Here is a 14158-nt window from a genome sequence, read left to right as displayed (position 1 = left end):
CCCCGAGTAGGGTCGGGGTGGTCGGAGTGATCACCTCAGTGATTCCCACTGTCCCACCGTCTAGGAGGACTGATGTCGTTCCTGTCCCGTCTCGTGCGCCCGTCGCTCGAGGCCACCGCCCACTGCGACCTGCCCTGCGGCGTGTACGACCCCGCCCAGGCCCGCATCGAGGCCGAGTCCGTCAAGGCCATCCAGGAGAAGTACCAGGGCAACGAGGACCCGGACTTCCGGTCCCGGGCGATCGAGATCAAGGAGCAGCGCTCCGAGCTGGTCAAGCACCACCTGTGGGTGCTGTGGACCGACTACTTCAAGCCCCCGCACTTCGAGAAGTACCCGGAGCTGCACGAGCTGTTCAACAAGGCGACCAAGGCAGCCGGCGGCGGTGCGGGCGGCACCAAGTCCTCCAACGACCCGGCCACCGGCCAGGCCCTGCTCGACCAGATCGCGGAGATCGACCGCATCTTCTGGGAGACCAAGCAGGCTGCGTGAGCTGACCCGCTGCTCCACCCCGACGGCCGTCCCGCACTGCGCGGGGCGGCCGTCGTGCGTCCAGTCCCGGCTCGGCCGGCCGTGCGGCAGGATGTCGCCCATGAGTGGTGAGCACGCCCCGCCCGACGAGCACCGAGTGGTGCTGCTGCGCCACGGGGAGACGGCGTGGTCGTTGTCGGGGCAGCACACCGGCGCCACCGACGTGCCGCTGACCGAGACCGGCCGGGAGCAGGCGCACGACGTCGGTGCGGTGCTCGAGCGCGTCGGCCTGGTGGAGCCCCTGGTGCTGGCGAGCCCGCGTGTCCGCGCGCAGGACACGGCGCGCCTGGCCGGGCTGGGGGCACCGGAGACCACGGGGCTGCTCGTCGAGTGGGACTACGGCGAGTACGAGGGCCTGACCACCGAGGAGATCCGCCGGACCGTGCCGGGCTGGACGGTGTGGACGCACCCCTGCCCGGGTGGGGAGGGCGCGGCCTCGGTGCAGCAGCGCGCCGACGAGGTGCTGGCCCGCGCCACCGGGGCGGGCCGGGACGTGGTGCTCGTGGGCCACGGCCACTTCTCCCGTGCGCTGCTCGCCCGCTGGGTGGGGCTGCCGGTGACCGCCGGGATCCACTTCAACATGTCCCCGGCCGGGCTCTCGGTGCTGGGCCACGAGCACGGCCGCCGGCAGATCGCCAGCATGAACGTCACGGCCGTGGACGTCGTCGGTGCTCGGGAGACGCCGTGATCCGCCGCGTCACCCCCGCCGACGTCGAGGCGGTGGTCGGGATGGTCCACGACCTCGCGGAGTACGAGAAGGCTGCCGACCAGTGCCACCTCACCGGCGACCAGCTGCACGCCGCGCTGTTCGACGAGCACCCGGCCCTGTTCGGGCACGTCGCGCAGGCCGAGGACGGCACCGTGGTCGGCCTCGCGCTGTGGTTCCTCAACTACTCCACCTGGGACGGCGTGCACGGTGTGTACCTGGAGGACCTCTACGTGCGCCCCGAGCACCGCGGCGGCGGCCACGGGCGGGCGCTGCTGGCGGCGCTGGCCGGCGTGTGCGACGAGCGCGGCTACACCCGGCTGCAGTGGTGGGTGCTGAACTGGAACACGCCGTCCATCGGCTTCTACCGCTCGCTGGGCGCGGAGCCGATGGACGAGTGGACGACCATGCGGCTCAGCGGCGCGGCCCTCGGTCAGCTCGCCCGGGGCGCGGTTCGCGAGGGCTGACCGGCGGCGTGGGCGCGTCCGGCACCGGCGGGTGCTCCTCGGCGAACCGGTCGCTGGTCCACGCGAGCGAGCTCGGCACGAACAGCAGCACGAGCACGGCCACCACGACCACCCCGAGCACGCCGCCGAGCAGCGGCTGGCCCGAGTCGGTCAGCAGCGACCACACCACGGGCAGCAGCACCACCTGCACGATCGTGGCCGGAGCCCGTCCGCCACGGCGCCCCCGGACCAGCGCCACCCCGGCGGCGAGCACCCCGGCTCCGATCGCGGCGAACCAGACCGCGATGCCGTAGCCGCTGACCAGTCCGTCGCCGCTGCCCGAGAGCTCCCTGGCGACCAGCACGACGGCCAGGACCAGCGACACCAGACCCTCGAGCGCGGTGAGGGCACCGCCGGCGCGGATGCTGGTCGGCGGGGTGGGCAGCGGTCCGGGGAGCGGGGCGGGCGGGGCGTCGGGCACGGACCGAGGGTAGGTCACCCGTAGCGTGTGCACCCGTGCGCGCACTGCTGGTCGTCAACCCCAACGCGACCTCGACCACCGGGGCCGCGCGCGACGTCATCGCGGCGGCGCTGGGAAACCAGCTGGACCTGCGGGTGGTGCACACCGACCACCGCGGGCACGCCGCTGAGCTCGCGCGGTCCGCTGCGGGCGACGGGGTCGCGCTCGTCGTCGTGCACGGGGGCGACGGCACCGTCAACGAGGTGGTCAACGGTCTGCTCGGGGAGGCTGCTCCCGGCACCGTGCCTGCCGAGGACACCCCCGCGATCGCCGTGGTGCCCGGGGGGTCGGCCAACGTCTTCGCCCGGTCGCTCGGCCTCTCGCCCGACCCGCTGGAGGCGACCCAGCAGCTGCTCGAGGCGATCGCCGCGCACAGCGTGCGGAAGGTGGGCCTCGGCGGCGCCGACGAGCGGTGGTTCCTGTTCAACGCCGGCCTGGGCTGGGACGCCGACGTGGTGCACGCCGTGGAGCAGCGCCGGTCGAAGGGGAAGGAGGCCACCCCGGGCCGGTACTTCCGAGCGGCCGTCCGGCACTTCCTCCGCTCGGCCCGCCACCCCGCCCGCCTCACCGTGGAGGTGCCTGGCCACGCCCCGGTGACAGGGGTGCACATGGCCTTCCTCAGCGGCTCCGACCCGTGGACGTACTTCGGCGACCGTGAGGTGCACACCAACCCGACGACCACGCCGGACGCCGGCCTCGGCCTGTTCGGCGTCACGAGCCTGGGACCGCTCACCATCGGCCGGGTGGTGCCGCAGATGCTCGGCCGGGACTCCCCCCCGCGGGCCCGCAGGCTGCTGCGGATGGACGACGTCGCCGAGGTGCGGGTGCACTGCGCCGAGCCGACCGGCCTGCAGCTGGACGGGGAGTACCTGGGGCTGCGCTCGGAGGTGCACTTCTACCGCGTGCCGCTCGCCCTCGGCGTGCTCGTCCCGCCCGCGCTGAACCGGCGCTGAACCGGTACCGGCGCCACGGTCGTCCACCGCCCGGGTGAGATGGGCCACCCACCCGGGCGCGATCTCTTGACATCGCCCTGGATCGTGAAAGCATTCACAAGCAACAGCGCGGAAACATGCGCGCGAACAACGTTGGAACACCACCAGCACCCAACCCCCGATCACGTGCACCCGGCGACACGGTGCACGGACTACACGGTGCGAGCACCGCACCAAGCTGAGGAGCAGACGATGGACTGGCGCCACGAGGCGATCTGCCGCGACGAGGACCCCGAGCTGTTCTTCCCCGTGGGGAACAGCGGGCCCGCGATCGCCCAGATCGCGGACGCCAAGGTCGTCTGCCGCCGCTGCCCCGTCATGACCGACTGCCTGGGCTGGGCACTGGAGTCCGGACAGGACGCCGGTGTGTGGGGCGGCATGAGCGAGGACGAGCGGCGCGCGCTGAAGCGCCGCAACGCGCGGACCCGGGCCCGCGCCGGAGCCTGAACCACACGCACCCCGCAGGAGGGCCCGTCACCGCGAGGTGACGGGCCCTCCTGTGCGTGGCGAGCGGCGCGGTCAGCGCGAGCGGCGCCCCAGCGGCAGCCCGAGCACCGCATCGGTGCCTCCGCCCTCGGCCGCCCGCATCTCCAGGGTCCCACGCAGCTCCGCGTCCACCAGAGTCCGCACGATCTGCAGGCCGAGGCGGTCCACCCGGTCCAGGGTGAAGTCCGCAGGCAACCCACGCCCGTCGTCGTGCACCACCACGTCGAGCGCCCGGGCCGACCGCTGGGCCCGGATCACCACCGAGCCGGTGCCGCCGGGGGCGAACCCGTGCTCCAAGGCGTTCTGGACGAGCTCGGTGAGCACCATGACCAGCGGCGTGGCCAGCTCGGCCGCCATGACCCCGAGCCGACCCTCCCGGCGGACCGTCACCTGGCTGTTCAGCGTGGCGACGTCGGTCATCATCGGCACGAGCCGGTCCACCACGTCGTCGAGGTCCACCTTCTCGTCCACCGACATCGAGAGCGTGTCGTGCACGAGCGCGATGGACGACACCCGGCGCACCGACTCCGCCAGCGCCGAGCGGGCCTCCTCGTTGGTGGTGCGCCTGGCCTGCAGCCGGAGCAGCGCCGCCACTGTCTGCAGGTTGTTCTTCACCCGGTGGTGGATCTCCCGGATGGTGGCGTCCTTGCTGAGCAGGGCCCGGTCCCGGCGCTTGACCTCCGTCACGTCGCGGACCAGCACCAACGCCCCGTCGGGCACGCCCTTCGGGGTCAGCGGCAGGGCCCGGACGAGCACGGTGGCGCCCCGCGCGTCGGCCTCGAACCGCAGGCTCGGCTGCCCGTCGAGCGCGGAACGGATGCGCTGGACCACCTCGGAGGCGTCGAAGGGGTCCGTGACGAGCTTCCGCGTGACGTGGGCGAGGTCGGTGCCCACCAGGTCGGTCGGCAGCCCCATCCGGTGGTAGGCCGAGATCGCGTTCGGGCTGGCGTAGAGCACCGAGCCGCCCGGCTCGAGGCGGATGAAGCCGTCACCGGCCCGGGGGCTGGTGTGGATGTCGGAGGTGCTCTCCGCCGGGGGGAACGACCCGTCGGCGATCATCTGGCACAGGTCACCCGCGCAGCCCAGGTAGGCCGTCTCCAGAGCGCTCGGCACCCGGAGCTGGGCGATGTTCGTGTCGCGCCCGAGCACCGCGACGACCTCGCCCCCGCAGCGCACGGGCACGGCCTCGCGACGCAGGGGGGTGCCTGCGTGCCACAGCGGGTCCACCTCCCGGCAGATCCGACCGGTGACCATCGACCGGACCAGCTGCGGGTGCTCCTCCTCGGCCGCCACCGTGCCGACGGCGTCCTCGGTGTGCGCGGTGTTGGCCGTGGTGGGGCGGGCCTGGGCGACGCACAGCAGGGCGGGGCCACCGTCGTCGTCCTGCACCGGCACCCAGAGCAGGAAGTCGGCGAAGGAGAGGTCCGCGAGGAGCTGCCACTCGCTGACGACGCGCTGCAGGTGGTCCGCCGAGTCCCCGGACAGGCGCGTGTGCTCGGCGAGCAGCTCGCTCAGCGTGGACACGACACGCCCCGCTGCACGGCTCCCGGGGTCAGGACAGGACCACGAGGAGCGCACCGGGCTGGACGTCGTCGCCCTCGGCCACCGCCACCGAGTCCACGGTGCCGGCCGACTCGGCCAGCACCGGGATCTCCATCTTCATCGACTCGAGGATGACCACCGTGTCGCCCTCCGCGACCGCGTCACCAACCGCCACGGACACCCGCCACACCTTGGCCGGCAGCTCTGCCCGCACGTCCTCCGCCATCGCTGACCACCTCGCTCTCGTCGAGGCTCCAACCTACCGCCGACGGTGGCGTGCAGGGGCCGACGGCGCGCGTGGGACACTTGCACGGAGATCGCCCTCCCAGCGACCCACCCGAGGAGACACCATGGCCAAGAACGGCAACAAGAAGCGCGCCCGCAAGAAGAACAAGGCGAACCACGGCAAGCGTCCGAACGCCTGACGCTCGCCAAGACCACGACGACCCCGGACCAGCTGGTCCGGGGTCGTCGTGGTCTTGCGCGGGTCAGATCTGGACTCGACCGCCGTCGACCTGGATCTCCTCGCCCGGGGCCGCACCGTCGACCTGCTCGCAGACCGTGGCGCGGATGCGCTCGCTGAGGCGGCTGCGCAACCCGGTCGGGGCCTGCTCGCCACCGCACTTGCGCCCGAGCAGGCTCTTGACCTGCTCCTCGATCCCGAACTGCGTGAGGCACGGACCGCAGTCGTCGAGGTGCTGCTGCAGGCGGGCCCGGCTGGCGGGGTCGCACTCGTGGTCGAGGAACACCCAGACGTCGGCGATCACCGCGGAGCAGTCGAGCACGCTCTCGGAGGGGTCGCTGTGCGCCGGGCTGCCGGTGCCCGTGTCGCTGTGCGCCGGGCTGCCGGTGCCGGCGCTCACTTCGCCGCCGCCACGGTCTCGGCCTTGACGAAGCCGCGCTCGCGCGCCACGTCGCCGAGGAGCCCGCGCAGCTGCTTGCGGCCGCGGTGGAGCCTGGACATCACCGTCCCGATGGGGGTGCCCATGATCTCGGCGATCTCCTTGTAGGCGAACCCTTCGACATCGGCGTAGTACACCGCCATCCGGAAGTCCTCGGGGAGCTCCTGCAGCGCGTTCTTGATCTCGGAGTCCGGCAGCAGGTCCAGCGCCTCCACCTCCGCCGAGCGCAGACCGCGGCTGGTGTGCTCGGCGGCGTCCGCCAGCTGCCAGTCAGTGATCTCGTCGGTGGGGTACTGCTGCGGCTGGCGCTGCTTCTTCCGGTACCCGTTGATGTAGGTGTTGGTGAGGATGCGGTACATCCACGCCTTGAGGTTGGTGCCCGCGGTGAACGACCCGAACGCCGCGTACGCCTTGAGGAAGGCCTCCTGCACCAGGTCCTCGGCGTCCGCGGGGTTGCGCGTCATGCGCAGCGCAGCGCCGTAGAGCTGGTCGATCAACGGCATGGCGTCACGCTCGAACCGGGCGGTCCGCTGGTCCGCCGTCTCCGTCTGCTGGTCGATCGCCGCCTGGGCGCGCGCCGCCGTGTCCAGCTCTGCCGCGCGCTCCGCGTCGGCCCTGGCCTCGAGGTCCTGGGACCCGACCTGGGCCGGTCCTGACGTGGTGACCACCGTGCTCCTTCCGCCGTGCGCACCCGGGCCGGTCAGCACTGCCGTGCGCACCCGGGCACCTGCCGAGGCTACCGGGGCCGGGCGGGCGGGCGCGGCTCGGAGCACCTCGAGCACGGCGATGGGGCTGCGCACCGGGCACTGCACTGACATGAAGACTCCTCGCTCGTGGTCACGGACCCCTCCCGGGTGGGGCTCGGGTGAGGTCCTGCGGTCCTAGGAGCGTCAACACGGTGCCGCGGTGGGCTGTTCCCCGGCTACGGTCCGGCGGTGGCACGCGCGAGCAGGGCGACGGCGGCCCTCGCGGCGGCCGGGGTGGCGCACCAGGTGCACGCCTACGCCCACGACGCCCGCTCCACCGACTACGGCAGCGAGGCGGTCGACGCCCTCGGCGTGGACGGCGAGCGGGTGCTCAAGACCCTCGTCATCGAGGTCGACGGCGCGCTCGCGGTGGCCGTGCTCCCGGTCCCGCACCAGCTCGACCTCAAGGCCGCCGCCGCCGCGCTGGGGGGCCGCCGTGGGCAGCTGGCCAACCGGCGGGCCGCCGAGCGCTCGACCGGCTACGTCCTCGGTGGGGTGTCGCCGCTGGGCCAGCGGAGCACCCTGCCCACCGTGGTGCACGACGAGGTGCTGCTGCACGACACCGTCCTGTGCAGCGCCGGGCAGCGCGGGCTCGAGGTGGAGCTGGACCCCGCCGAGCTGGTGCGGCTGACCGGGGCGGTGGCGGCGGCGATCACCCGCGGCTGAGCACCGCCGGCAGCCAGGCCGCGACGGCGGCGACCACCGCGGCGGGATCGGTGTGCAGGCTGTGGTCACCCGGGACCAGCACCACCTCGCGCCCGGGGGCCGGCTCGGGTCGGCCGAACCGGTCGCGGGCGCCCTGGACCACCAGCACCCGGACCGCCACGGCGTCCAGCTCGGGGGCGCGGGTGGTGGGCGTGGCGGCCCGGGGCGGGACCAGCGGGAAGGCCAGGCAGAGCACCGCCACCGCCCCGACGCACGCCGAGGTGCGGCAGGCCACGCGCGCGCCGGAGGACCGCCCGCCCACCACGAGCGGCAGCCCGGCCAGCTCGGCCCCGACCAGGTCGGCCAGCACCGCCTCCCAGGCGGCATCGAGCTGCCGCGCGGGGGCAGGCGCCCGGCGGCCGGCCACCCGGTAGGGCTGCTCGACGGTGACCACGGTGACGTGCAGGCCGAGGGCGGCGTCCACCACGGCGACGAGGTCCGGCGCGGACACCCCTCCCCCGGCGCCGTGGCCCAGCACGAGCGCCCCGACGGGCCCGGCGACGAGGTGGACGTGCACCCGGGCGGGACCGTGCGGGGTCTCGATCTCCCTGCTCACGACACCGCGCTCGGCCACGGGCGTCATGCTGGCACGGGTGCGGGATGATCGTGCGGTGACCACCACCTGGCCCGCACCGGCCGCCACCGCGCCCGTCCGGGCCACCGTGACCGTGCCGGGCTCGAAGTCGATCACCAACCGGGTGCTGGTGCTCGCCGCGCTGGCCGACGGGGGCTCCCTCGTGCGGGGTGCGCTGGTGAGCCGGGACACCGAGCTGATGGCGGCGGCGCTGCGATCGCTCGGCGTCGGCGTTGACCTCTCGACCGCGGTCACCCCGGGTCCGCTGCGGGGCGACGTGGACGTGGACTGCGGGCTCGCCGGCACCGTCATGCGCTTCCTGCCCGCCCTGGCCGCACTCGCGGACGGTGACGTGCGGATGGACGGCGACGCGCACGCGCGCACCCGCCCGATGTCCACGGTGCTCGGGGCCCTGCGGACCCTCGGGGTGGACGTGTCCGGCGACGCGCTGCCGTTCACCGTCCGCGGTACCGGCTCGGTGCGCGGGGGCGAGGTGGAGCTGGACGCGTCAGCCTCCTCGCAGTTCGTCTCCGGCCTGCTGCTCTCCGGTGCGCGCTACGACCGCGGGCTGGTGGTGCGCCACGTGGGCCCGCCCGTCCCGTCCCGGCCGCACCTGGACATGACCGTGGCCATGCTGCGCGCGGTCGGGGTGGACGTGGACGACACGGTCCCGGACGTCTGGCGGGTGAGCCCCGGGCCCGTGGGCGCGCACGAGTGGGACGTCGAGCCGGACCTGTCCAACGCCACCCCGTTCCTCGCCGCCGCGGCCGTCACCGGCGGCACCGTGACCATCCCGGGATGGCCGAGCACCACCACCCAGCCCGGCCACGCGATCCGGGACGTGCTGGTCCGGATGGGCTGCAGCGTGTCGCTCGCCGGCGGTGCGCTGACCGTGACCGGCCCGACCCGGCTGGTGGGGGTGGAGCTCGACCTGCACGACGTCGGCGAGCTGACCCCCACCATCGCAGCCCTGTGCGCGGTGGCCGACGGGCCGTCCACGCTGCGGGGGATCGCCCACCTGCGCGGGCACGAGACCGACCGGCTCGCCGCGCTGGTCATCGAGCTGACCGCGCTGGGCTGCGGGGCGCGGGAGACCGCCGACGGGCTCGTCGTCACCCCGGCTCCGCTCACCGCCCCGGCGCGGGCGTGGAGCTCCTACGCCGACCACCGGATGGCCACCGCCGGAGCCGTGCTGGGGCTCGTGGTCCCCGGCCTGCAGGTCGACGACGTCGGCACCACGGCCAAGACGCTGCCGGGCTTCACCTCGATGTGGGCACGGATGCTCGCGTGAGCAAGCGGGTGTACGACGAGTCGGACGCCAAGATCCGACCCGGTCGCGGCTCCCGCCCCCGGACCAAGACCCGGCCCGAGCACCTGGACGCCGAGACCGCCCTGGTGGTGGCGGTGGACCGGGGGCGGTGGGGCTGCGTGCTCGACGGGGACCCCGCGCGGCCGATCGTGGCCATGCGGGCCCGGGAGATGGGCCGCACCCCGGTGGTGGTGGGCGACCGGGTGTCGCTGGTGGGCGACCTCACCGGAGCGGTGGACACCCTGGCCCGCATCGTGCGGGTGCACGAGCGCCGGACCGTGCTCCGGCGCACCGCCGACGACACCGACCCCTTCGAGCGCGTGGTGGTCGCGAACGCCGACCAGCTGCTGGTGGTCGTCGCGCTGGCCGACCCGCCCCCGCGCACCGGGCTGGTGGACCGCTGCCTCGTCGCGGCCTACGTCGGCGGCCTGCGACCCGTGCTGTGCCTGACCAAGGCCGACCTGGCCGACCCCACGGAGTTCGCGGCGGCCTACGCCGACCTCGAGGTGCCTGTGGTGGCGATGGACCGCGACACCCCGCTCGAGCAGGTGCGCGCCGTGCTGGACGGGCAGACGACCTGCATGATCGGCCACTCCGGGGTGGGCAAGTCGACCCTGGTGAACCGCCTGGTGCCGCAGGCGCACCGGGCCGTGGGCGTGGTGAGCGGGGTGGGCAAGGGGCGGCACACGTCCACCCAGTCGGTGGCGCTGCCGCTGCCGCTGCGCGCGGACGGCACGGCCGCGGGGTGGGTGGTGGACACCCCGGGCATCCGCAGCTTCGGGCTGGCCCACGTCAGCGCGGGGGACGTGGTCGCGGCCTTCCCCGACCTGGCCGAGGTCGCGGCGGAGTGCCCGCGTGGCTGCACGCACCTGGGCCCGCCCGCCGACCCCGAGTGCGCGCTGGACGGGCTCACGGGCTCGGCGTGGCGGCGCGCGGAGGCCGTCCGGCGGCTGTTGGTCGCGCTGAGCTCCGGCGATCCCTGGTCCTGAGCCCCGTCCCCGCGCCCGGCCCGGGTGGTGGCGGGCGCGGGGACCGCTCTCAGAGCTGGTGGGGGTAGCCGACGGTGGTGGCCGGCACGAAGGTCTCCTTGATGCTCCGGGGGCTCGTCCAGCGGGCCAGGTTCGCCGCCGAGCCCGCCTTGTCGTTGGTCCCGCTGGCCCGTCCCCCACCGAACGGCTGCTGCCCGACCACGGCCCCGGTCGGCTTGTCGTTGACGTAGAAGTTGCCTGCCGCGAACCGCAGCCGCTCCGAGGCCTGGTTGATCACGTGGCGGTCGGTGGACAGGACCGCCCCGGTCAGCGCGTACGGCGTCGAGGAGTCCACCAGCGTGAGCACCTGGTCCCACTCCGCGTCCTCGTAGACGTGCACGGCCAGGATCGGGCCGAAGTACTCCTCGCGGAGCACGGCGTGGGTCGGGTCGCTGCTCACGAGCACCGTGGGCGCCACGAAGTAGCCCACGGTGTCGTCGCAGGTCCCCCCCACGAGCACCTCGAGCGCGGGGTCGGCGGCCGCCCGCTCCAGCACGTCGGCGTGCTTGGCGAAGGCGCGGGCGTCGATGACGGCGCCCCCGAAGTGCGAGAGGTCCCGGGGGTCGCCGAAGCTGAGCGCCCCGGTGGTGTCGGCGAGCATCTCGCGCACCCCGCCCTCCCACAGCGAGCGCGGGACGAAGGCGCGGGAGGCTGCCGAGCACTTCTGGCCCTGGTACTCGAAAGCGCCACGGACCAGCGCCGTCACCAGCTCGCGCGGATCGGCCGAGGCGTGGGCGAGCACGAAGTCCTTGCCGCCGGTCTCGCCGACCAGCCGCGGGTAGGTCCGGTAGGCGGACAGGTTCTCCCCCACCGTGCGCCACAGTCCCTGGAAGGTCGCGGTGGAACCGGTGAAGTGCACGCCCGCCAGGTCCGGGTCGGTCAGGGCCACCTCGCTGACCGCACGGCCGTCGCCGGTGACGAGGTTGATGACGCCCGGGGGCATCCCGGCGGCCTCCAGCAGCCGCATCGTGAGGTGCGCGGCCAGACCCTGGGTGGGGCTGGGCTTCCAGATGACGGTGTTGCCCATCAGCGCGGGCGCGGTGGGCAGGTTGCCGGCGATGGCCGTGAAGTTGAACGGGGTGATCGCGGTGACGAAGCCCTCCAGCGGGCGGTGGTCGGTGCGGTTCCACACCCCCGGGGAGCTCTGCGGCTGCTCCCCCAGCAGCTGACGTCCGAAGTGGACGTTGAAGCGCCAGAAGTCGATGAGCTCGCAGGCGGCGTCGATCTCCGCCTGCTGCACCGTCTTCGACTGGCCGAGCAGCGTGGCGGCGTTGAGCACGTCGCGCCACGGACCGGCCAGGAGGTCGGCCGCGCGCAGCAGCACCGCGGCCCGCTCGTCGTAGGGCAGCGCCCGCCAGGCGGGGGCGGCGGCCTTGGCGGCGGTGACGGCGGCGGCCACGTCCTCGCGCGTCGAGCTGGCCGTGGTGCCGAGCACGTGGTGGTGGTCGTGCGGCTGCACGACGTCCAGACGCTCACCGCCGGCCATCCGCTGCACCCCGTCGATGGTCTGGGTGAGCTCGAGGTGCTCGCCCGCGAGCTCGGTGATCCGCGCGGTGATCCCGGCCCGCTCCGGGGTGCCCGGGGCATAGGTGAGCACCGGCTCGTTGCGGGGTGCGGGCGGGGTGGTGACGGCGTCCATCAGGGGGCCTCCTGGTGCTCGGGGGTGGGGGTGCTCGAGGGGGTCGTGCCCGTCCACCGGTCGGCGACGTGGGCGATGTGGGTGCGCATGAGGGCGGACGCCGTGGCGGGGTCCCCGCGGCGGACGGCGTCGAGCAGCGCGTGGTGCTCGGTGGCGGTGTGGGCCAGCGGCTCCCCGGCGAGCGGGGCGAGGCCGTGCAGCTGGGTCCGGCTGCGCAGGTCCGTCACCAGCTCGAGCAGCAGCACGTTGCCGTCCAGGGCGAGCAGGCCGAGGTGGAAGCGCCGGTCGGCCTCGACGTAGCCGCGGACGTCCCCACGGGCCCCCGCCGCGGCCATGTCGGCCAGCAGCACCTCCAGCTCCTCCAGGTCGTCCCGCGGTGCGGCCGCCACCCGGGCGAGACCGGCGGACTCGAGGTCGGCCCGCACGGCGAGCAGGTCGGCCAACCGCTGCGGCGAGAGCTCCACCACCCGGAACCCCTTGTTGCGCACGGTCTCCACCAGCCCGTCGCGGACGAGGTCGAGCATGGCCTCCCGGACGGGGGTGGCCGAGACGCCGAGCTGGGTGCCGAGCACGGGGGCGGAGTAGACGACCCCGGGCACCAGCTCGCCCGCGACGAGCGCGTCGCGCAGCTGCTGGCCCACCTGCGCCCGAAGGCTCGGCGACCCGACCAGGGTGCGCAGGGCGGGAGCGGAGGTCACGCGTGCAACCATGTGACATGGCACTGCCTCCCGTCAAGCGCACCCGTCCGCCCGACTCGCGGCGGCTGGGCCCAGACCGCACCCTGGCCACGTGACCCTGCTGCCAGCTCCCCCCACCGACGACGCCCCGGCCTGGGTGGCCGAGCACCTCGGCCACCTCACCCGGGACGGGGTGCGGGCGTCGCGGCGGTTCCGGGGTGGGCAGAGCGCGGCCGACGCCGCCCTCGCCACCCTCGACCTGACCGGCTACGCCAGCCGCCGCAACGAGGTGCTCCCGGTCGGTCGACGCGGCGCCACCGGGCTCTCCCCCTACATCCGTCACGGCCTGCTCCCGCTGCCCGACGTCTGGGCCGCCGCGGCCGACGCCCCGACCCGCGACCGGGACAAGTTCCGCGACGAGCTGCTCTGGCAGGAGTACGCCCGGCACCTCTACGCCAGGGCGGGGACCCGGACCCGCACCGCCCTGCGGGCCGAACCCCCCCGGCCGCAGCGCACCTGGGAGCAGCCGTGGCCCCGCGCCATGGCCTGCGTGGACAGCGCGCTCACCGAGCTCGAGACCGACGGCTGGATGGTCAACCAGACCCGGATGTGGCTCAGCTCGCAGTGGACCGTGCGGGCCGGCTGGGACTGGGCGGCGGGCGAGGACGAGATGTTCGCCCAGCTGCTCGACGGCTCGCGCGCGGCCAACCGGCTCGGGTGGCAGTGGACCACGGGGGCGGGCTCCGGCAAGCCCTACGGCTTCAGCCGGTGGCAGGTGCGCAAGCGCGCGCCCGGGCTGTGCGAGGGGTGCGCGCTGAACCAGGCGTGCCCCATCCAGGACTGGCCGGCCGACCAGGACACCCGGTGGCTGCCGCGCGAGGACCTGCTGGCCGCCGACCCCGACGTGTCCGCCACCGCCGGACCGCGGGAGGTGGTCCGCACGGCCGAGCCCGAGGCCGTGTGGCTCACCGCGGAGTCCCTGGGGACCTCCGACCCGGCACTGGCGGCGAACCCGGACCTGCCGGTGGTGTTCGTGCTGGACGAGCCGCTGCTGACGTCGCTGCGGCTGGCCGGAGCACGGCTGGTGTTCCTGGCGCAGTGCCTGGCCGAGCTCGGGGCCGACCGGGAGCTGGAGGTGCACCTGGGTCGGCCCGCTCAGGTGCTCGCCGGGCGCGCGGTGGCGGTGACGACGGCCCCCGTGCCCGGGTTCCGCCGCCTGGCGCGACGGGTGGAACCCGCCGAGCTGCACCCGTGGCCGTGGCTGCGCCGACCGGGAGCGGGCCCGGTGCAGAGCTTCAGCGCGTGGCGGAGGTCGGTCGGCCGGGGTTGACCCCGCACACCACCCCGCCCGGGTGCGG

18 protein-coding genes are annotated in these 14158 nt (G+C 74.5%); 10 read left to right on the top strand and 8 right to left on the bottom strand.

The window, feature by feature from the left end; translation table 11 throughout:
• Positions 1–72 precede the first annotated feature (72 nt).
• The 3 genes from sodN to RHODO2019_RS03685 all read left to right on the top strand — a co-directional run bounded on the left by sodN (position 73) and on the right by RHODO2019_RS03685 (position 1701).
• Positions 73–489 (top strand): superoxide dismutase, Ni, encoded by a 417-nt coding sequence (sodN, locus tag RHODO2019_RS03695; RefSeq protein ID WP_265383680.1) that lies wholly within the window; start codon positions 73–75, stop codon positions 487–489.
• Between the two features lie 100 nt (positions 490–589).
• Positions 590–1216, top strand: a complete 627-nt coding sequence (locus RHODO2019_RS03690) for an acid phosphatase (RefSeq protein WP_265383679.1) — start codon at positions 590–592, stop codon at positions 1214–1216.
• A 41-nt stretch (positions 1217–1257) separates the two neighbouring features.
• Positions 1258–1701, top strand: a complete 444-nt coding sequence (locus RHODO2019_RS03685; protein WP_265384607.1) for a GNAT family N-acetyltransferase — start codon at positions 1258–1260, stop codon at positions 1699–1701.
• On the opposite strand, the gene RHODO2019_RS03680 is transcribed toward RHODO2019_RS03685, so the two are convergent.
• Positions 1649–2161 (bottom strand): hypothetical protein, encoded by a 513-nt coding sequence (locus RHODO2019_RS03680; protein ID WP_265383678.1) that lies wholly within the window; start codon positions 2159–2161, stop codon positions 1649–1651. The genes RHODO2019_RS03685 and RHODO2019_RS03680 overlap by 53 nt on opposite strands.
• A 35-nt stretch (positions 2162–2196) precedes the next feature.
• Between RHODO2019_RS03680 and RHODO2019_RS03675 the strand changes: the two genes are divergently transcribed.
• Complete coding sequence (locus tag RHODO2019_RS03675) at positions 2197–3153, top strand: diacylglycerol/lipid kinase family protein (RefSeq protein WP_265383677.1); 957 nt, start codon at positions 2197–2199, stop codon at positions 3151–3153.
• A 231-nt stretch (positions 3154–3384) separates the two neighbouring features.
• A complete protein-coding gene (locus RHODO2019_RS03670; protein WP_265383676.1) occupies positions 3385–3639 on the top strand; it encodes a WhiB family transcriptional regulator in 255 nt (84 codons plus the stop codon).
• A 72-nt stretch (positions 3640–3711) separates the two neighbouring features.
• Here the strand turns inward: RHODO2019_RS03670 and RHODO2019_RS03665 are convergent, their stop codons facing one another.
• Together RHODO2019_RS03665 and RHODO2019_RS03660 are read right to left on the bottom strand one after the other, a co-directional pair.
• Positions 3712–5202: a sensor histidine kinase gene (locus RHODO2019_RS03665; protein WP_265383675.1), complete on the bottom strand. Its 1491-nt coding sequence runs from the start codon at positions 5200–5202 to the stop codon at positions 3712–3714.
• A gap of 28 nt (positions 5203–5230) precedes the next feature.
• Entirely contained in the window at positions 5231–5446 is a 216-nt protein-coding gene (locus RHODO2019_RS03660) for a biotin/lipoyl-binding carrier protein (protein ID WP_265383674.1), read from the bottom strand.
• 124 nt (positions 5447–5570) lie between these two features.
• Between RHODO2019_RS03660 and RHODO2019_RS19420 the strand changes: the two genes are divergently transcribed.
• Positions 5571–5645 (top strand): 50S ribosomal protein bL37, encoded by a 75-nt coding sequence (locus RHODO2019_RS19420; RefSeq protein WP_435532198.1) that lies wholly within the window; start codon positions 5571–5573, stop codon positions 5643–5645.
• 63 nt (positions 5646–5708) lie between these two features.
• On the opposite strand, the gene rsrA is transcribed toward RHODO2019_RS19420, so the two are convergent.
• Together rsrA and RHODO2019_RS03650 are read right to left on the bottom strand one after the other, a co-directional pair.
• The gene (gene rsrA / locus RHODO2019_RS03655; protein ID WP_265384606.1) at positions 5709–6005 is read right to left on the bottom strand and encodes a mycothiol system anti-sigma-R factor; all 297 of its coding nucleotides are present in this window, start codon (positions 6003–6005) and stop codon (positions 5709–5711) included.
• 74 nt (positions 6006–6079) lie between these two features.
• Positions 6080–6682 (bottom strand): sigma-70 family RNA polymerase sigma factor, encoded by a 603-nt coding sequence (locus RHODO2019_RS03650; protein WP_435532197.1) that lies wholly within the window; start codon positions 6680–6682, stop codon positions 6080–6082.
• 375 nt (positions 6683–7057) lie between these two features.
• Between RHODO2019_RS03650 and RHODO2019_RS03645 the strand changes: the two genes are divergently transcribed.
• Positions 7058–7534, top strand: coding sequence for an aminoacyl-tRNA deacylase (locus RHODO2019_RS03645; RefSeq protein ID WP_265383673.1), 477 nt, complete (start codon positions 7058–7060; stop codon positions 7532–7534).
• Here RHODO2019_RS03645 and RHODO2019_RS03640 read toward each other — a convergent pair.
• A complete protein-coding gene (locus tag RHODO2019_RS03640; RefSeq protein ID WP_265383672.1) occupies positions 7521–8147 on the bottom strand; it encodes an alpha/beta hydrolase family protein in 627 nt (208 codons plus the stop codon). The genes RHODO2019_RS03645 and RHODO2019_RS03640 overlap by 14 nt on opposite strands.
• A 7-nt stretch (positions 8148–8154) precedes the next feature.
• Between RHODO2019_RS03640 and aroA the strand changes: the two genes are divergently transcribed.
• Both aroA and rsgA read left to right on the top strand, forming a co-directional pair.
• Positions 8155–9438, top strand: a complete 1284-nt coding sequence (aroA, locus tag RHODO2019_RS03635; protein WP_435532169.1) for a 3-phosphoshikimate 1-carboxyvinyltransferase — start codon at positions 8155–8157, stop codon at positions 9436–9438.
• Positions 9435–10445 (top strand): ribosome small subunit-dependent GTPase A, encoded by a 1011-nt coding sequence (rsgA, locus tag RHODO2019_RS03630; protein ID WP_265383670.1) that lies wholly within the window; start codon positions 9435–9437, stop codon positions 10443–10445. The genes aroA and rsgA overlap by 4 nt, the downstream gene beginning before the upstream one ends.
• 49 nt (positions 10446–10494) lie before the next feature.
• Here the strand turns inward: rsgA and pruA are convergent, their stop codons facing one another.
• Positions 10495–12123, bottom strand: a complete 1629-nt coding sequence (gene pruA / locus RHODO2019_RS03625; protein ID WP_265383669.1) for an L-glutamate gamma-semialdehyde dehydrogenase — start codon at positions 12121–12123, stop codon at positions 10495–10497.
• Complete coding sequence (locus tag RHODO2019_RS03620; RefSeq protein ID WP_265383668.1) at positions 12123–12821, bottom strand: GntR family transcriptional regulator; 699 nt, start codon at positions 12819–12821, stop codon at positions 12123–12125. The genes pruA and RHODO2019_RS03620 overlap by 1 nt, the downstream gene beginning before the upstream one ends.
• A 91-nt stretch (positions 12822–12912) precedes the next feature.
• On the opposite strand from RHODO2019_RS03620, the gene RHODO2019_RS03615 reads away from it, so the two are divergent.
• Complete coding sequence (locus tag RHODO2019_RS03615; RefSeq protein ID WP_265383667.1) at positions 12913–14130, top strand: FAD-binding domain-containing protein; 1218 nt, start codon at positions 12913–12915, stop codon at positions 14128–14130.
• The last annotated feature ends 28 nt before the right edge of the window (positions 14131–14158 follow it).

The organism is Rhodococcus antarcticus (assembly GCF_026153295.1).
GTDB classification, from domain to species: domain Bacteria; phylum Actinomycetota; class Actinomycetes; order Mycobacteriales; family Mycobacteriaceae; genus Rhodococcus_D; species Rhodococcus_D antarcticus.
The sequence above is the reverse complement of the archived record's forward strand: the minus strand, read 5'-3'. Positions and strand labels throughout refer to the sequence as shown.